Below are 18,950 nucleotides of genomic sequence, written 5' to 3' on the forward strand. Positions count from 1 at the left end.
ATTCGCTTAGTCCTAAATCAAAAAGGAGTATTGATATGGCCGGTCCACTGTCGGGAGTACGCGTCCTTGACATGACGTCCAACATCATGGGCCCATATGCGTCGCTGTTGCTTGCCGACATGGGCGCGGATGTATGCAAGATCGAATCCCCGGAAGGCGATTCCACGCGCTCGGTCGGACCGGCGCGCAACAAGGGCATGAGCGTCACTTTCCTGCACGCGAACCGCAACAAACGCAGCGTCGTGCTCGACCTGAAGAAAGACAGCGGTCTTGCCGCCTTGAAGCGCATGGTGTCTACGTCGGATGTGCTCATGTACAGCCTCAGGCCGAAGACGATGGGCAAGCTGGGTCTCGCTTACCAGGATGTTTGCAACATGAACCCGCGCTTAATCTACTGCGGTGCTTTCGGCTTCGGCCAGCGCGGGCCGTATGCGGATCGGCCCGCATATGACGACTTGATGCAGGCGGCAGTCGGAATGCCGGTATTGCAGGCGCGCAAGTCGGGGCCGCCGCAGTATGTGGCATCTGCTTTCGCCGATCGCGTTGTCGGAATGGCTATGTCCAATGCGATTGCTATGGCGCTTTACTACCGTGAGCGGACCGGTCGCGGTCAGGCCGTTCAGGTCCCCATGTTCGAAACGTTCGCACATTTCGTGTTAGGCGACCATCTGTATGGTCACACATTCGTTCCGCCCATCGGCGACTGGGGGTACGAACGCATGATGAGCCCGGAGCGCAAGCCTTACCGCACGCTCGATGGTCATGTCGGCGTGAGCGTATATACCGACCGCCATTGGCAGCGCTTCTTCGAGATAGCCGGCCGGCCTGAAATGGCAGCCGATCCCCGCTATGGGACACTGCCCGCACGGATGCAGCACGTCGTCGAACTGTTCGAATTCCTTGCGCAGATTTTCGAAACAAGGTCGAGCGACGAGTGGTTAAGACTGCTCATTGAGGCGGACATTCCCATTGTGAAGATGAACACCCCGGAAACACTTCTGGACGATGAGCATATGAAGGCCGTCAGTTTCTTTTCCGTGCAGGAGCATCCCACTGAAGGGTCGATCCGCACGCTAGGAATCGCGCAAGAATGGAGTGAAAGCACGCCAGAAATGCGCTACCCCGCACCACGTCTGGGCGAACACACCGTTGAGGTGCTGCGTGAATACGGACTCGCGCAGCAAGAGGTAGAGGCCGCGCTCCGTGATGGCGGCGCTCGCGCAGAAACCCGGGATTCAAGTGAGGAGCTGAACCATGCACAATGAGTTACCCCTGTCCGGCGTGGTCGTCGTTGAGTTAAGCGATAACGCATCGCTGCCTTTCGGCGGCCAGACGCTCGCCGGCCTCGGCGCGCAGGTGTGGAAAGTGGAGCGCCCCGGCGGCGACGCAACTCGCGGCTGGGGGCCAAGCAAATGGAAAGGCAGCGGCGCTGCTTTCCATTCCCTTAACCGAGGGAAACACTCAATCTGCGTCGACATCAAAGATCCCGAGCAACTGGAAATGCTCAAGGACTTTATATTCCGCCACGCCGACGTGTTCACGCATAACCTGCGGCCGGGTTCGGCAGGTCAATACGGCCTGGACCCGGAGAGTCTGCGAGCCCGCAAGCCGGAACTGATCTGCTGTGAAGTCGGCGCGTTCGGGCATGTCGGCCCGATGAACAAAGAACCCGGCTACGATCCGCTAATGCAGGCTTTCTCCGGAATCATGAGTCTCACTGGCGAGAACGGGCAAGCTCCATCCCGCGCCGGCGTGTCCATCGTGGACTTCGGAACGGGCATGTGGACGGTGATCGGTATTCTCTCTGCACTGTACCGCCGCAAGGTCACCGGCAAGGGCGCTACCGTCAATTCCTCGCTGCTCGAAACGGCCATTGCCTGGATGTCAGTCGGCATCGCGAATTACTCCACCGACGGTGAGCCTGGCAGTCGCCACGGCTCGGGCATTGCGTTCATCGTCCCACATCGCGCATACACTACGCAGGATGGCTATCTCATCGTCAGTTGCGCGAATGATCGCCTGTTTGGAAAGCTGAGCGAGGCACTCGGTCACCCCGAATGGGCGACGGATCCAAAGTTCGCGACGAATGCCGGGCGCCTGCAGAACCGGGCCGAAATCGACGGCCTCATCGGCGATCGGCTGGCCACCGACACCCGCGCATATTGGAAAAAGCAGCTGCAAGCCTATGGTGTCGCATCGGCACCTATCCAGACCACGGCCGAACTGATCGCGCACGAGCAGACCAAGGCGTTGGGCATTCTCGGCAAGCCGTCGCCCGACGAGATCGAGTGCGTCGGCGTGCCATTGTCGTTCGACGGCCAACGGCCGCCGCCGCTTGCGTCCGCCCCGGATGTAGGCCAGGACAACGACCGGATGCATGCACTGCTGGAAGCGGCGCAGGCGAAGTAACGGCTTGCACGCCTCATTCAATTTCACGCAAGGATTTCACATGACCCACAACGAAGCTCCCGACGCCAGTCGTCTCTTTGCCGAGTTTGTTACCACGACGCGCTTCGAAGATCTGCCGGCCAAGGCGGTTGCCAGCACTAAGCGCTCGATCTTCGACACGGTGGGCGTCATGCTCGCCGGCGGCGGCCCGGGCGCCAACGCGCAGCGCATCGTGCAGATGCTCTCACGCTGGGGTGGCACGCCTTCGGGCACCGTCATTGGACACGACGTGTGCCTGCCCGCGCCTCAGGCTGCGTTCGCGAATGCGGCGATGGCGCACCAGTACGACTTTGACGATGTGCATGACGAAGCGGTAGCACACCCGACGAGCAATTCGTTCGCTGGGGCGTTGGCCGCGGCCGAGGAAATACCCGGATCCACTGGGCGCGAACTTCTCTCTTCGGTCTTGCTGGGCAATGAGATCGTGTGCCGGGTCGGCCTGGCGATCAAAGGGTCGCTATATGACTACGTCTGGATCTGGCCGGCAGTGGTGGCGATCTGGGGTTCGACGACTGCGTCCGCACGGGTGATGGGCCTCAATACACAGCAACTTCAGTCTGCCTATGGGCTGACGCTGCACCAAACCGGCACGACCTTGGAGTGCCATCACGGCCCCGGCTCCGACGTGCGGGGCTTTCGCGATGGCTTCGGTGCACGCAACGGGGTGACCGCCTCTTACATGGCCAAGGCTGGCCTGCGTGGCGACGCTGCAGCCTTCGAAGGGAAGTACGGCTTCTACGGCGCGTTCTTCCGCGGCGAATACGATCGTGAGCGCCTGATAGGCGGACTTGGAGAGCGCTACGAGGCGGAGCGGATATCAATCAAGGCATGGCCGTCGGCGCGCGAGACGCATGCGACACTGCAGGCACTGATCGAAGTGCGCGAGAGGCAGAACATCGATCCCGCGTCGATCGAGAAGGTGGTGCTTCGCGTGGGTGAGACGAATCTTCGATTTTGCGAACCGGGCGAGGCGCGGCGACGCCCGACCGTGCGAATGGACGCGCTATGCGCCCTGCCGTTCTGCGCGGGCGTTGCATTGGCCCACGGAAGTGTGCCGTTGGCCGCGTTCTCCGACGAAGGCATGGTCGACTCACGCGTGCTCGCGCTGGCCGACCGTGTGACCTGGCAGGTCGACGAGTCGCTGTCCGAAGGCACGGTCGAGGGCGGCGACGTCGAGGTGCATCTTAAAAACGGTCAGACGTATCGTCACCAGGTCCGCCACGGCATCGGGCATCCAGACTTCCCTATTTCCGACGAGTTGCTCGTTCGCAAGTTCATCGATTGTGCGGCCCTTGCGCATCGCCGTCCTAGCGACCTCAAGGTTCGCGAATTCTGGGACGTTGTACAAAACCTCGAGAATATCCAAATAGACGAATTCTCCGCGGCGATTCGCTCGTTGACAGGAACCTGACCGGCTAGCGGGCGGCGCGTCGGCGTTGCGCTGCTCGGGTCTGCTTTTTTGACTCGCCGGAGCAGCGGACCGGGGCGGCTCCTCCGGAAAGACACGAGCAGGCGCCCCTCGTTACCCCTCTGCGGAGGTTAAGTTGATATGAGCAAAGTTGAGTCGCAATCTCCTACGCCTCCTACCGTCCTGGTTGACGACAGCACGGAGCACGTCCGCATCATCACCTTGAATCGTCCGGAGCGTATGAACTCCTTCGACGGTTCGACGCTCATCGCTTTCAAGTCCGCGATCGACGAGTGCGCAGAGGTCGAACGTGACGTCCGTGTCATCGTCATCCGTGGCGCAGGGAGGGCATTCTGTGCTGGCAATGATCTCAAATGGCTCGCGAGCGGTGTCATCAATGATGTAGCGGCACATATGGGCCACCAGGATCTGATGCAAGCGACGTTCGAAGCGCTGGAAGCGGCGCCCCAAATTGTGATCGCGTGCGTACACGGCTTTGCGCTCGCTGGAGGCTTCGAACTCGCACTGTCGTGCGACATCCTCATAGTCGATGAACAAGCAGAGATGGGCGACGAACACATCCGGCGCAACCTACTTCCAGGTGGCGGTGGGTCGCAGCGCTTGCCGCGCAAACTCGGCCTTTCTCGCGCGCTGTTCTACCTTCTCACAGGCCGGCGTATGACAGGCATCGAGGCGGAGCGGATCGGTCTGGCATCTCTCGCCGTGCCCGCCGAGAAACTGGAATACGAGACGATGCAAATTGCGACAGGAATGGCGCAAACTGATGCCCGAGCGCTGGCTTCCATGAAATCTGCCGCTCGCAGGGGCCTTGAACTTCCGCTGAAGGAAGCGTTATGGCTAGAGCGGTGGACCCAATACCGATATCGGATTGCGTCACCCGCGCTTGCTGACGGCGTGCAAATGTTTGCAACACGCGCGCGTAGCGAGCGCGAGTAATGATGCGACTTTTCCCGCCAGCGATATCCGCGCCCGAATCGTGTGTGGTGTTGTGCCGGACTTGAACTAACAGCAGTTAAACGATAACGTGCATGGTCCGTTTGATAATGGGCTGCGCCAAGGCATTGCACCTGCTCATAATCCATTGGAGATGACTTTTCAAGCGAGGGTTGACCAGTGAGATAGTCGCGCCCCAGCCAAGCAGAACGGTACCGTCCCATTAGCCCGCGGCGTCATCGCGCTGTAAATGAGACAAATCGACTTCCTGCACCTGGTTTTCTTGGCATAAAGGGACGTCCACGGTGCCAAAGCCGATTCCGCTTTGGCACGAAGAAGTCTTTGACGAGATCGGATTCCCACTAGCCGACTCCTACCGACAGGGATAGGAAGATCGCGATTTGCTCGACTGACAACCGGGCGCACGCTGCGCAACTACCGCGGCCTGAAGGTGTCGTTAAGGGAAAGGCCAGAACTCTACCTTTCGAATGAATTTATCGGATCCCGCAGATATTGCGTGTAATGCAGGCGACGTCATGGGGAGTGCGTTCCCAGATGTAACTCGCTTTTAAGGCGCACCCCAAGTTACATAAATCGGAGGAGACTATGAAACGGCAATCATTGCGTGTACTCGGCGCAGCTTCTATTGGAAACTTTGGCGAGCTTTATGACTTCGCTATTTTCGGCTTCTCTGTGCCTATCCTTGCAAGGTATTTTTTTCCTGGAACAGATCGAACAGCCGCATTGCTTAGCACTTTCGCTGTGTATGCCGTCGCCTTTTTTGCCCGTCCCATTGGCGGGATCCTCTTCGGCTATGTGGCGGACAGATTAGGCCGCGTGAAGGTCCTCACTTTCACCGTATGGTTGATGGCAGGTTCCACCATGATGATCGGGCTATTGCCGACTTATCAGAGCCTTGGTCTAGCCGCACCGGTATTGCTCGTCGTTTTCCGCATTGTTCAAGGCCTGGCAATCGGCGGTGAGACGTCGGCCAGCAACAGTTACGTGATCGAATCAGCGCCCGATGACCGCCGAGGCGCGTGGATTGGGCTAACCACGTTGTTTTCGTTTATGCCAAACGCGTTCGTCGCCGTCCTGCTGTTTGCGCTGCAAAGCGCTATTGGCGAAGCCGCATACAGTGACGGCATCTGGCGAATTCCTTTCCTTCTGGGCGGCTTGGTGGGCGTTGTTGGCTTTTGGCTCAGAAGCAGCCTCGATGATCCGGAGGAGTTCAAGCAAGCGTCCCAAAAAGCACGGTTCGATAATCCGCTGGTTGCTGCGACACGCTCGGGATTGAAGTGTATGCTGCATGTCGTTCTAGTGATGCCTGTCCTGGCGGTTGGCGCATACGTGCTACTGGGCTTCATGTACACCTTCTTGGTCAGGGAGGCGCATCTGAGACCGACGGTCGCGCTGTTATGCAATGCCGCCGCTATCATGGCCTCCGCAATCTGCCTTTATCTTTCCGGAAGGTGGAGCGATCGCGTCGGACGGAAAACTGTCTTGACGATCGGCGCCGCTTGCGTAGCTATAACTGCCTACCCGGCAGTGCTACTTTCCACTTCGGGCTCGACTCTCGGCACACTGATTGGCCAGATTGTGCTGGGCATCACGGTCGGCATCTATGGCGGAGCTGCATTTACAACGATGACGGAGTTGTTTCCAACGTCCTTTCGGACCACTGGGCATGCCATTTCCTACCAGTTAAGCGTGGCGGTTTTCGGAGGCACGGCGCCTTTCATAGCCGCCTGGCTCATAAGCGTTTCCGGCTACTCCACGGCCGTCGGTGTGTACCTTGCGATTATCGGAACTGCAGGATTGATTGCCGTCCAGTTCATTCCTGAGACAAGAGGAGTAAGTTTGCGGACGTCGGTAACCGCCAGTTTGGTTGCATCTAGTCCCCGTGCCTGAAAGTTGTCGTCGCCTATGTGGCGCAACGCGGCCGCTCCCTTTGGAAGACGGCAAAAGAACGCCATCTGCAGGGGTCGAAGGCCCCGCCCGGCAACATCGCGGCTAGAACCGCGATTCGAGCTTTCCAATTCGATATGCTCCGTCCTATACGTGCGGAGCGTCTATGGGCGGCCAATGGCTCGAGACACGTGTGCGACGGGGTTTGCCGCTGTCCGGCGTTCATGGAACACGGGAGTACGTCAGTCGAAAATCCGTCGGCCCCGACAATCACGCAGTATGTACCGGCGGTCCCGATGAAGCGCTTTGTGCAGCCACTGGTCGGGCGTCTGTCGCGCGAGCTGCACAAAGGAAGCGGTTTTCGCGGCGAAGAGCGGGCACGGCGATCAACGTTATCCATGCAGGCTTTGGTGCAAGGGCGCAGCCTGAATTCCCGGTCGACCTCAGACTATGCAACGAAGTTGCGGCGTGAATTGGGTCGGAGACGTCGGCGAACCGACGGATCCACATCGCGACTCAGCGAGACCGTGGGATCGGGCCCGCCACCGGTATGCTGATCTGTGCCTCAGCACGCGCATTCGCCGGCTGCGAATCGAAGCTTCGTAAATCACAAGTTGGCGCACAAGAATAAGCGCTTACACTTCGAGTCAGTCGGTGGCGTTTAACTGAGATTCAGTCTGTGGGATTGCAATGCACGTGCACGATTGCACACTGAAAGACCAGCCGCCCCGCCCTGCATCGCAGATCATTGTCTTCTACGGCGGCCTAGTATCGTTCGGCCGTGGACCCGTTGAAAGAGCTGCGCAAACCGAGTTCCGCGTACGCTGCGCTGATGTAATCCAGTGCAACTTGCTTGTCAGTCCCGCCTGGCCTAATGAGCGAAATCATTCCTGCGCGCCGGCGAATAGCAAGCAGTAGTCGCGCCGAATGTCATTCGTGATTGGATCAACACGAGTACCAATATGAACCGAGTAATGGATAGCGATCTTCAGGACCCGAGCAAAGTACCCGACGTGCTGGCAGTCGTCAATGACCCGCGAAGCGTCTACACGGCCATCGAAACGCGTTTTTGCTGCCGAGCCTTCCTGCCGAAATCGGTGGAACGTGCGACGATCGAGCGCATCTTGCGTGCGTGCAGTTGGTCGCCATCCGGTTCGAACACCCAGCCGTGGAAAGTTTACGTCGTGCAAGGCGCGAGCCGCGATGCACTCGTAAGCAAAGTGTGCGCCGCCCACGACGCATTACGCGACGACCCTTCGCTCGCGTCGGTCTACCGGGAAGACTACCCCTACTATCCGTCTGAGTGGAAGTCGCCGTATATCGAGCGGCGACGCGCGACAGGGTTTGGACTTTACGACGCGCTGGGCATCCGCAAGGGCGACCGAGACAGGATGCATGCTCAACTCCAGCGGAACTACAAATTCTTCGACGCTCCTGTTGGCATCTTCTTCACCAACGAAAAGGCGATGGCGCAGGGGGCGCTCGTCGATACGGCCATGTTCGTGCAAAGCGTGATGATCGCGGCGCGCGGCGAGGGGCTGCACACTTGCGTGCAGGCGGCATGGAATCCGTTCTCGTCAATAGTTCTGCCGCACATCGGTGCAACCGAAGAGCGGCTGGTCTGCACCCTTTCGCTCGGCTACGCTGACGCGGGTGCAGTCGTCAACGAGTATCGTCCCCAGCGCGAGGATCCAAGCGTCTTTACGCGCTGGCTTGAGAATTGACATTTGCCAAGGCCATGACAACCGAATTATCGCCTGCGCCTTATAAGGTCATCGGCTTGCGTGGAGAGAACTCGATCATCGTCGTGTGACCCGTCATCAGTGCGGGTGCGAGCGCACCTTCTAAAGCGGTTCACCCGCTTTCTGAGCACCGCCGCACTTCGAGTGTGGTCTCGGGCAGCCGCCTGCCACTTGCCGCCTGCGTCGGAGTCAGCCTCGACATCGCCGTGTATATTAGCTAATTGTCTCAATTGCGGAAGCACGCTAGATTGGATGACAACTGAGCCAGTCGAGATTCCCTTGAATCAATATCGTAGCCTGCAAAACCTAAGCGCGATTATCCGGCCCGGCGATACTGTGCTATGGGGACAAGCGCACGCTGAACCGGTAACGCTCATTCGCGCGCTCGTCCAGCAACGAGCAGCATTCGGACGGCTTAGATTGTTTATTGGCATCGGCGTAGCGGGAATCCTCCAGCCGGAACATGCCGATGCCTTTGACTTCCTTTCCTACTGTGGGACGGGTGAAAACCGCAAGCTCGCCGAGGCCGGAGTGCTGGATTTTTTGCCGGTGCACTACTCGCAATTGCCGCGCATGATTTGCAGCGGTCAGTTACATGCCGACGTCGTGTTTCTCCAAGTTTCGAAACCGGATGCTTTGGGGCGCTACAGCTTAGGGCTGGCCCGCGAATATGTCTCCGAAGCCGTCCGTCACGCGAGAAGCATCGTTGGCGAGGTGCATCCAGATGTCCCGTGGACTTACGGCGGTCCTTATCTGCGCGATCACGACTTCGCGTTGCTTGTCGACTCAACCTCGCCGCTTCCGATCAGTGCGAGACCGCTTCCCAATCCCGTCGAGACAGAGATAGGTCGACATGTCGCCGGTCTCATCGAAGACGGAGCCACATTGCAGACAGGTATCGGGTCCATCCAGGATGCAGTCCTCACACATCTCAAAGATCATCGCGAGCTGGGGGTCCATTCTGGAAGCATTGGCGAGGGAATCGCTTGCCTTTGCGAAGCGGGCGTCGTGACCAACTCTTGCAAAAGCATCGACGCCGGCCTGACCATTGGTGGGACCTTAATAGGCGGGGCGCCTCTCCACCGCTTCGCACACTTGAATTCATCGCTTGAGTTACGTGGAACGGAATACACGCACGATCCGTCGGTGCTGGCCGGTATTGAACGCTTCGTCGCGATCAACTCAGCCATCGAAGTAGATGTAACTGGCCAGGTTAACGCTGAAGTGGCAGGCGGGAGTTACGTCGGCGGCGTCGGAGGCATTGGCGACTTCCTGCGCGCGGCGCAAACCAGTCGCGGCGGCGTGCCTATCATTGCGCTACCCTCGGCCGCCGGCATACGCAGCGGCGTCGTGGCATCACTTTCTGGACCGGTGACTGTACCCCGCAGCGACGCATGCGTGATCGTGACGGAGCACGGGATCGCTGATCTCCGCGGTTTGTCAATCGCCCAGCGCATTCCTCGCATGCTCGCCATCGCGGATCCCCTTCATCGTGAGGCGTTGGAACGCGAGGTCCACGCGCTCATGAAGCACGCCTGAACAGCAGCAGTGCCTCCGCTGAACTCAGTTCCTTCAACGGGAAAAGTAAGCTGTCAGGCGTCGACGCCTTTCCGGCCAAGGGTTGAAGTAGCAACGAATACGTCGACTAATCTGGTGCGCCGACTCCGGAACGGAGGCCACGTTGGACTCGCTCAGGATGCCGACACGGGCTAACGCCGGACGAGGCTGCGAAGCTGATTTCTGACTGCAACCTCTCGCTATTGTCTCCGACCGTCAGCAAGAGTTGAGGCGCCGATTCGTATCCGATGCAGTTGCGTGCGGTCAGTCCGCGGGCGCGCTCACCAACCAGCCCCGAGACATGACGTCCAGATCTGCGAGCCATCGTGCGGCTCTGGAGCGTAGCTACAGGCGTGGCGCCATATACATGCTCCGATAGGGATTAACGCTCATGGTAAGCGAGAGGTTCTCAGCGGAAACTACGTTGCATAGGATCCGGCGGTACGACGGGGCGGTATTATCAGGTGTTCTCGCTGATCGTTATCTGGGCAATGAATTCCTTTAACAGACTGCATTTCATTCGGCAGGTCGATTTGTTCACTTTGCGGCTGTTTTTGTCCGCAGTGGAGGAACGTCAGATTGGCTTGGCCGCAATCCGTGAAAATATTGCTGCCTCGGCCGCGACGAAGCGAATCCAGGATTTAGAAGAGATTGCAGGCATCAAACTGCTCGAGCGCGGTCCAAAGGGTGTCGTACCAAGTCCCGCAGGACAAGTCCTCGTGGACTACATTCGCACTGTCTTCTCCAAGTTCGATGACATGAGAGCGGAGATGACCGCATTCAGCGAAGGCGTGCGCGGCACCGTGACTATCGCTTCCGCTCGATCGATCATTGCACCTTTCCTGGCGCGGGAGCTGGGCGAATTCGCACGTGAGTTTCCGCTCGTCGATCTCATCGTAAATGAGGTAGAAAATAGCGAAATCCCGAAGGCTGTGGCGCAAGGCGAAGCCGACATCGGCGTTTTCGCCGCTGCGCCTGGCCTGGACCTAGATGGGCTTGCTGTCGTCCCTTACCGCAAAGACCGCATGGTTGCAGTTGTGCCCGGCGGACATCACCTTGCACAACGGAAAAGCATCTCGTTTGAAGACTTGTTGCCCGAGAACATCATTGTCGCCGGCGCCATGCTCAGTGCTTTTCGTGAGGCGGCAAAACGGCTCGGACGCGAGTTAAATATTAAATATAGCGTACAGAGCGCGGGCGTGGCAATGAGCCTCGCACAGGCCGGTCTTGGTGTTACCGTGCAGCCTGAGTGCCTGCTGGACATCAAGTTATTCAGTGAAGTCGCAGCGGTGAACTTCACGGAGCCTTGGGCCAATCGCTCGATAGATATCGCGACCGCTGGGAGCCGCTCACTGGGGCCAGCGGTGCGTATGTTGCTAAAGCAGTTGCTCGATCGCCCGCCTGAGACGCCCTCCATCGTTAGCATAATTCGGTGATGAACAAGCGCTGGCGTACGGGCGGTCGGCCAATGGCGCCGGGCAAACTGGCGCGGTTACGATCCGCGAACAGCATAAACGGTTCGTTGTTCGCGCCGCAGCCCCTGCAAGGCTGACCACATGCATTGAACCGTGCTTCGCCGGAGTCACGCCTGCCGACTTGACTCCGGGCGGCGCCCGGTATGACCGTCGCCGCGGCCGGCTCGAATGTAACAGTTACATACTCTTGGCGACAGCAGGCGCGTGCCGCAGCGCCGACTCCACTTGCGCCTGAAACGCGTCCTTGTCTCGCGCGTCCTCGCGAATCATCTCGGCTCCCTTCTCGCCGATCATCATGGCAGGCGCGCTCGTATTCCCTGCCGTAATCTGCGGCATCACAGAGGCGTCGATGACACGGAGTCGATTGACCCCCCGAACGCGCAGCCGCGCGTCCACTACGGCCATCTGGTCATTCCCCATCTTGCAGGTGCCCACCTGATGCCAAGCGCAATTGCCGTGAGCGCGGAGATGATCGATCAGTTGCTCGTCCGTCACGGCTCCGGCGCCCGGTACCGTCTCCCGGACGATGCGCGTGGCCAAGGGCTCGGTGGCGAGAATGCGGCGCAGCATCCGCATTCCTATCACCATGCGCTGCACGTCGTCATTGTCGCCCAGATAGTTCGGATGGAATTGTGGTGCCTGCAGCGGGTCAGCGGAGGCAAGCTCTACATATCCGCTTGATCGGGGAAGCAGCAGCACCACGACGCCACTCAGACCCGGGAATTTGTCGATCATCACCTCGCCGGAGGAGGGGTGAAAATTGAAGGTCATGGGTCGCAGCACGAGTTGCAGATCGGGCTGGGGTGAGTCCGGCGAGCTTCGCACGTACGCGCTTGCCGGCGACATGCCCAGCGCCAGATAGCCGCCCCGCGTCATCAGATAGCGCAACCCGTGCCAGTACTTGCGCAAGCCGTGCAGGCTGCTGTTGTACGAACTCTCCGGAGTGCACTGCAAGAGTTGCGGGGCGAAGAAGTGATCCTGCAGGTTGCGCCCGACGCCCGGCAGATGGTGCAGCGTGGTGATGCCGAAACGTTGCAGCATGTTGCCGTCGCCGATCCCGGACAGCATCAGCAGGTGCGGCGAGTTCAGGGCGCCCGCCGAGACGATCACCTCGCGCGCCGCATGAATCACGCGACGTTGGCCTCCTTCCAACACTTCCACCCCGGTTGCGTCTCGGCCCTCGAACACGATCCGCATCACGTGGATCCCACTGCGCACGTGCAGGTTCGGCCGGTGTCGCACCGGAGCGATGAACGCGTCGTAGCTGCTGTGCCGGCGCCCGTCGCGGATGGTGAATTGCTGGTAGCCGACGCCCTCGTGCGGCGGCCCGTTCAGGTCCGCCGCACGGGGGATGCCGGCCCGGGCCGCCGCCTCGACGAAGTCGTCGGTCGTGGGGTGCTGGAGGACAGGATCGGACACGCACATGGGTCCTTCCGCTCCATGGAATGGACTGGCGCCACGCGTATTCGACTCGGAGCGCAGAAAATACGGCAGAACTTCAGACCAACTCCAGCCAGGATTGCCCTTGGCCGCCCACTCGTCGAAGTCCCGCGGGTGCCCTCGCATGTACACCATCCCGTTGATGGCGCTCGTGCCGCCGAGAACTTTGCCGCGCGGCCAGTACACTTTTCGCCGCTGCATTGAACGAATCGGCTCAGTGAAGTACCGCCAGTTGAACCGGCTGTCGTGGAACAGCTTTCCCACGCCCGCTGGAGTCTTCACCCAGAAAGAATTTGCGGCGGGCCCTGCCTCCAGCAGTAGTACACGGATATCCTTGTCCTCGGATAAGCGGCTCGCGACCACGCACCCCGCGGAGCCCGCGCCGATGACGATATAGTCGTATGTCTCCAATCTATCCTCCTCACCCTGTCCGCTTCTTCAAGCGTCAAGGTTGATCATCACCGTCTTGATTTCCGTATAGGCCTCGATGCCGGGCCATCCGCCTTCGCGACCGAGGCCGGAACCCTTGAAGCCGCCCACCGGTGAACTGGGAACCACGCCGTACCCGTTGATGCCCATGATCCCGGTCCGAACTGCCCGGGCGACCTTGAAGGCGCGCGAGATGTCCTTCGTGTACACGGTCCCTGCCAAACCGAAGCCGGAATCGTTGGCGAGCGCGATCGCATCCTCCTCGGTGTCGAACGGTATGGCGCTCAGAACCGGCCCGAAGATCTCTTCCTGGGCGATGCGCGTGCGGTTGTTAACGTCGGCGAACAGCGCGGGCTCAACCCAGTTGCCCGCCGAGAGCTCGCCTCCGGAACGCGTTCCGCCAAACACAAGCCGGGCGCCGTCCGCACGGCCCGAGTCCACGTACTCCAACACGCGCCGCGTCTGCTTCTCGCTAATCAGAGCCGCGGAAGTGGTGTCCATCGAGAACGGGTCTCCCCGACGGATCGTTTTCACCTGGCGCGCGGCGGCATCGAGAAACCGGTCATACACCGATCGATGCACGAGCGCCCGCGAGGTTGTCGAACAGACCTGCCCCGAAAGGAAGGTCGACGACAGACCCATGACGTGGGTTCCTGCAGCTTCCACGTCGCAGTCAGGAAACACAATGGCCGCACTCTTCCCCCCCAACTCCATCGTTGTCCGCTTCATGTTCTGGCCACTGCGCGAGAGGATGTACGCGCCGACTGCATTGCTGCCGGTAAAGGCGATCTTGTCAACGCGGGTATCCTCCACGATCGCGCGACCGGTCCCGCCTCCTCCCATGACCACGTTCAAAACGCCAGGCGGAAGGTCGACTTCCTCAATGAGTTGCGTCATACGCAGCGCGCAGAGGCCAGCGAGCTCGGACGGTTTGAGCACCACCGTGCAGCCGGCCGCGAGCGCCGGCGCGACCTTCATGGCGAACATCATGATGGGCGCGTTCCAAGGGATAATCGCCCCCACGACGCCCACCGGCTCGCGGAAGCTCATGAACTGCATATTCGAGTGGAAATCCGGGTACGTCTCGCCGTTGATCTTGTCGATCCAGCCTCCGTAGTGGTCGAAGATGTCCACGGCATTACGTGCGGACACACGCCCATTGAGGCTGTAGGCGATCGGCATGCCGTTGTCCAGCGTCTGCAGCCAGCTGAGTTCGTCGGCATGGCGCTCGATGACGTCCACAATGCGGCGGAACAACTGCTTGCGGTCGCGCGCTTTCATACGGGACCAGGGACCCTGGTCGAACGCCCGCCGCGCGGCCTGCACCGCGACACCCACCGTTTCAGCATCAGTCTCAGGCAATTCCGCCGTCACCTCGTTGGTCGCAGGATGACGCTGGACATAGCGTTCTGACACCCCCTCATTCGTCCAGCGACCGTCGACGTAATTCATCAACGGCGGCAAGGTCATGTCGTTGCGTCGCCCGAGGATGCTTAGCATGGCTTGGCCTCCATGATGATGGTCTTGGACTCCAGGAACGCAGCGAGGCCCTCAGGCCCGCCCTCCCGGCCGATACCGGACTGCTTGAAACCACCGAAGCCGACGGAAAAATCGGTGCGCGACGCATTGTGACCCACCGATCCGGCGCGGATCTGCCGGGCCACTTGCATCGCCAAGTGCGAGTCGTCAGTGAACACTGCGGCGTTCAGGCCGTAAATGGTGTCGTTGGCGATCTGGACGGCATGCGCTGTGTCGTCCGCCGGAATGACGCATAGCACCGGACCGAAGATCTCCTCCTGGGCAATCGTCGAACGGTTGTCCACGTTCGCGAAGACGGTCGGTTCGAAGAAGAAGCCCCTTTCCTTGTTGGCCGGGCGCTTGCCTCCCGTGACGAGAGTCGCGCCTTCGGATGTGCCTTTGGCCACGTACCGTTCGACCGTTTCCCGCTGCCGTGCAGTTGCCAACGGACCGGCTGTGGAGGCCGCATCGAACGGATCACCCAGCACCATGTTCCGCGCGACTTCAGCCAGCGCCTCTGTCATCGCGTCGTGCTTCGCGCGCGGAACGATCACGCGCGTCAGGCTGTGACAAACCTGCCCGGATAGGTAACCGAAGAAGGACGCGCCTATCGTCTTTGCTGCCACCTCGACGTCGTAGTCGTCGAGCACGAGCGCGGGCGACTTGCCTCCCAGCTCCAGCGTCACCCGGGCGATCCGATCCGCGGCCACCGCAGCGATCCGGCGGCCGGCCGCAGTTGATCCGGTGAAGGTGATCTTGTCGACTCCGGGGTTTCGGACCAATTCCTCGGAGACCGCGCGATCCGCCGTCAGGACGTTGACGACGCCCGGCGGAAAGCCGACCTCTTCACACATTTGCGCGAACAGATAGGCGGAGCATGGCGCCTCGGGAGAGGACTTGATGATGACCGTACACCCTGCGAGGAGCGCCGGCGCCACCTTGTACGCCATGAGACCGGCCGGGCCGTTCCACGGGATGATCGCGACGACCACGCCCGCCGGCTCGTGAACCCGGTAAGCCGCATTGCCGGTGGCCGATGTGCAGGGCTCCGTGAACGCGAACGTCGATGCCATGGCGGTGTACTGCCGGAAGGCGCCGCTTAGGAAGACGCCGATGCGCGGCTGCGCGACCCGATAAACGATGCCAGATTCGATGGACCACACGCGCGCATATTCGTCATTCATTGCCTCGAAACGCTGCGCGAGCTTCTCGAGATAGGCGGCACGTTCCAGGACAGTCATCCGAGGCCAAGGGCCGCTGTCGAATGCTTTCCGTGCGGCCTGCACAGCGCGTGCGACGTCGCCGGACCCCGCTTCCGCGACGCTCGCAACGACCTGTTCCGTGCTGCAATCGAGCACGTCGAAGCTCGCAGACAGGGACGGCTGGATCCACTCGCCTCCGATGAAGAGGCGGTGCGGATGCTGCAGTTGGATGGTTCTTTCGCTCATCAGGGAATCCTCGGTAAATGGTTGAAAAGGGCCGCCCGGATTACGAGCCCAGGAACTGAGCCGGTAGTTGCCGGCTGCTGATCCCGCGTTGTCGTTTCCATACCAGCGGTGAGAGGCAAGGTCGATGAATTTGACATTCTGCCGTCCGCCGGTGAGCGCCAGATGCTTCCCATCGAACGCGCTTTGATATTGCCCCCACTGTGTTGCCGGCATACGTTAGCCGCAGGCGCATGGGTTCAGAAAAAGCGAAAGAACCTCGCCGGACATGCGCGCGAAGGGCAAGATTTTTTTCCACCGTCGAAGGGTAAGTTCGGGAGTCTCAGTAGCAGCCGATGCTTGCGCCCAAGGCGCCGAAATCGGATGCCGCGGCGGTCCCGATCCGTTCACTGCCGGCTTTGGCGAGCGCGACAAGGGTGAAGAGGATGACGACGGCAGTTGTTGGCAGTGGGATCACGGGTGTCTCCTTTTTTGTGAGAACCATTGAATCACTGAATGCAGCTTATTTTCAAAACCTTCGCCCAAATATTCCGTACAACGGAACCAGGCGTGTCGCGGGCCGTCCGCGCGTGGCCCGGGAGAGCCGCAACGATATGTGCTGCGTCGACGGCTTCCTGACTTATTGAACCTAGCCACAGCAGAAACGACCGAAGGAACAATCTGCTTTCACGAGGGATTGCGAGAAGTGACCTATCCCGTTTCTCGTACCCCAAAAACCCCCGCTCGTTTGTAGCACCGAGTTCGGAGACATGACACGGTTCCACCCGGATTCGACAGCAGCTTTGGCATTCCAAGATTAACGACGTTTATCAGCGATTCGCCTCACTTGCCCGTGTCAGTCAGACTGACGTCTCGGCCACGTTGCCTCTCGGGGCTTCCACGCAGCGCCCCCGCGACGCTGCGGACCTTCGGACTCCTTGTCGGAACGGCTTCGCACATCACCATTGCCAGTAGGGCATGCGACCCTAGCCGTAACAGCCGCCTCACAGGGGCTCAGCTACAGCGATAGAACAAACTCACGGTTGGACAATGGTGTTAGCGGGCATGCACTGCACCCAACCACCGAGCCTGATGCTTCGCCTGCTCCATCTTCAAAGTACGGAACACCTTCCGAGGTCCTATTGCCTGGTCGAAGGCAACTCTATCCAATGGCGAAAAATCAATCAGATATGGAGACGCTCTATGTTCATCGGCAACATCAGCAGACTGCTCGCTTTTCGCACGCTACGCGCAAATGCGTTCCACGTCCCAAGGAAAGTAACCATTCCTTTGGCGATCGTCAGGAATGCTATTTCGATAGTTCTGTGACGACATATAAGTTCGACCATCGACACAGCCAAGCGTGCAATGGCCCGCCCCGAGTGGTCTGAAGATTCGCTTCAACTGGTTCTTTTGCAATGCAAGTATCACTTGCCAACAATGATGAACGGAGGCCGTCAATGAAGAAGTCTTGCATTACTTTCGCAATGCTCAGTTTAGCCAGCAGTATCGCTTATGGCCAAAGTAGCGTGACGTTATACGGAATTATAGACGAGGGCATTAACTACAATAGTAACGCGAATGGTAAGGCGCTCTACAATATGGCCAGTGGCGTATTGCAAGGAAGTCGCTGGGGTCTGCGTGGAAAAGAAGATCTTGGCGGAGGGCTGTCTGGAATTTTTGTCCTTGAGAGCGGATTTGATGTCAACACCGGAAAGCTTGGCCAGGGCGGCCTCTTATTCGGCCGGCAAGCGTACGTGGGCCTTTCCAACCAATATGGCACGGTAACGTTGGGGAGGCAGTACGACTCTGTCGTTGACTATCTCGGACCACTCGAAGCTGGTGATCAATGGGGTGGCTATCTCGCCGCGCACCCTTCCGATAACGATAACTTCAATAACACGAATCGCACAAACAATGCTATCAAGTACACTAGCCCTAACATCGCGGGCCTAACATTTGGCGGTGTGTATGCCTTGGGCGGCGTGGCCGGCAGCGTCGGACGCAATCAGATCTGGTCACTCGGTGCAGGCTACTCGAATGGGCCGCTTGTCGCCGGCGTCGGCTACCTTAATGTGCGCAATCCTAACACTTCGTTCTACGGCGCTGGCGGGACTGTCGCACCTACGACAGCCGGCGTACCGGGATCGAATTTTGGCGCCTCCCCTGTCATTTCTGGTTACGCGTCGGCGCGTTCTCTCCAAGTGATTGGCGCGGGCGTGGCATACACGTTCGGTGCAGCAACTATCGGCGCGAATTATTCGAACAGTCAGTTTCGGAATCTGGGAGACAGGACCTCGGGACCTGTTCCCATTGGTGGCATCAGCGGAACGGCTACATTCAATAACGCCGAAGTCAACTTCAAATATCAGATCACACCAACTCTTCTCGCGGGCGCAGCTTATGTCTATACAAAGAACAGTGGCGCCAACGGATCCGACGGGGCCACGTACCACCAAGGCGCTGTCGGTGTTGACTACTTTTTGTCTAAACGTACCGACGTATATCTGATCGGAGTCTACCAAAAGGCCAGCGGTACAGACTCATCGGGTAAGGAAGCGGTCGCGTCAATCAACCAGTTGACGCCGTCGACGTCAAATCATCAGGTTGCAGTACGAATCGCCATTAGACACAAGTTTTGATCTGA

The 18,950-nt window shown here is 59.5% G+C and carries 13 protein-coding genes; 9 read left to right on the forward strand and 4 right to left on the reverse strand.

The window, feature by feature from the left end:
- The first annotated feature begins 35 nt into the window (after positions 1-35).
- From F6X42_RS04705 to F6X42_RS04740, 8 genes are all read left to right on the forward strand, one after another.
- Positions 36-1,265 carry a CaiB/BaiF CoA transferase family protein gene (locus F6X42_RS04705; RefSeq protein WP_187633093.1) on the forward strand — a complete coding sequence of 410 codons (1,230 nt, stop codon included), beginning with the start codon at positions 36-38 and terminating at the stop codon, positions 1,263-1,265.
- Positions 1,255-2,409 carry a CaiB/BaiF CoA transferase family protein gene (locus F6X42_RS04710; protein ID WP_187633094.1) on the forward strand — a complete coding sequence of 385 codons (1,155 nt, stop codon included), beginning with the start codon at positions 1,255-1,257 and terminating at the stop codon, positions 2,407-2,409. Before F6X42_RS04705 ends, F6X42_RS04710 begins: the two co-directional genes overlap by 11 nt.
- A gap of 40 nt (positions 2,410-2,449) precedes the next feature.
- Positions 2,450-3,859 carry an MmgE/PrpD family protein gene (locus F6X42_RS04715; RefSeq protein WP_187633095.1) on the forward strand — a complete coding sequence of 470 codons (1,410 nt, stop codon included), beginning with the start codon at positions 2,450-2,452 and terminating at the stop codon, positions 3,857-3,859.
- 138 nt (positions 3,860-3,997) lie between these two features.
- Entirely contained in the window at positions 3,998-4,813 is an 816-nt protein-coding gene (locus tag F6X42_RS04720) for an enoyl-CoA hydratase/isomerase family protein (RefSeq protein ID WP_187633096.1), read from the forward strand.
- Between the two features lie 603 nt (positions 4,814-5,416).
- On the forward strand, positions 5,417-6,721 hold the full coding sequence (locus tag F6X42_RS04725) for an MFS transporter (RefSeq protein WP_184057120.1): 1,305 nt from the start codon (positions 5,417-5,419) through the stop codon (positions 6,719-6,721).
- 971 nt (positions 6,722-7,692) lie between these two features.
- Complete coding sequence (locus tag F6X42_RS04730) at positions 7,693-8,442, forward strand: nitroreductase (protein ID WP_184057122.1); 750 nt, start codon at positions 7,693-7,695, stop codon at positions 8,440-8,442.
- A gap of 270 nt (positions 8,443-8,712) precedes the next feature.
- Positions 8,713-9,999 (forward strand): acetyl-CoA hydrolase/transferase family protein, encoded by a 1,287-nt coding sequence (locus F6X42_RS04735; protein ID WP_187633097.1) that lies wholly within the window; start codon positions 8,713-8,715, stop codon positions 9,997-9,999.
- Between the two features lie 509 nt (positions 10,000-10,508).
- Positions 10,509-11,453: a LysR family transcriptional regulator gene (locus tag F6X42_RS04740; RefSeq protein WP_184057386.1), complete on the forward strand. Its 945-nt coding sequence runs from the start codon at positions 10,509-10,511 to the stop codon at positions 11,451-11,453.
- 216 nt (positions 11,454-11,669) lie between these two features.
- On the opposite strand, the gene F6X42_RS04745 is transcribed toward F6X42_RS04740, so the two are convergent.
- The 4 genes from F6X42_RS04745 to F6X42_RS45250 form a co-directional block, all read right to left on the reverse strand.
- Positions 11,670-13,343, reverse strand: coding sequence for a GMC family oxidoreductase (locus F6X42_RS04745; protein ID WP_184057126.1), 1,674 nt, complete (start codon positions 13,341-13,343; stop codon positions 11,670-11,672).
- Positions 13,344-13,370: 27 nt separating this feature from the next.
- Positions 13,371-14,861 (reverse strand): aldehyde dehydrogenase family protein, encoded by a 1,491-nt coding sequence (locus F6X42_RS04750; protein WP_184057128.1) that lies wholly within the window; start codon positions 14,859-14,861, stop codon positions 13,371-13,373.
- Positions 14,855-16,540: an aldehyde dehydrogenase gene (locus F6X42_RS04755; protein WP_311734714.1), complete on the reverse strand. Its 1,686-nt coding sequence runs from the start codon at positions 16,538-16,540 to the stop codon at positions 14,855-14,857. Before F6X42_RS04755 ends, F6X42_RS04750 begins: the two co-directional genes overlap by 7 nt.
- Before the next feature lie 106 nt (positions 16,541-16,646).
- On the reverse strand, positions 16,647-16,781 hold the full coding sequence (locus tag F6X42_RS45250) for a hypothetical protein (protein ID WP_260320969.1): 135 nt from the start codon (positions 16,779-16,781) through the stop codon (positions 16,647-16,649).
- A gap of 982 nt (positions 16,782-17,763) precedes the next feature.
- Here F6X42_RS45250 and F6X42_RS04760 point away from each other — a divergent pair.
- Positions 17,764-18,945 carry a porin gene (locus F6X42_RS04760; protein WP_184057130.1) on the forward strand — a complete coding sequence of 394 codons (1,182 nt, stop codon included), beginning with the start codon at positions 17,764-17,766 and terminating at the stop codon, positions 18,943-18,945.
- Positions 18,946-18,950: the final 5 nt, after the last annotated feature.

Source organism: Paraburkholderia podalyriae (assembly GCF_014397785.1).
Lineage (GTDB): Bacteria > Pseudomonadota > Gammaproteobacteria > Burkholderiales > Burkholderiaceae > Paraburkholderia > Paraburkholderia podalyriae.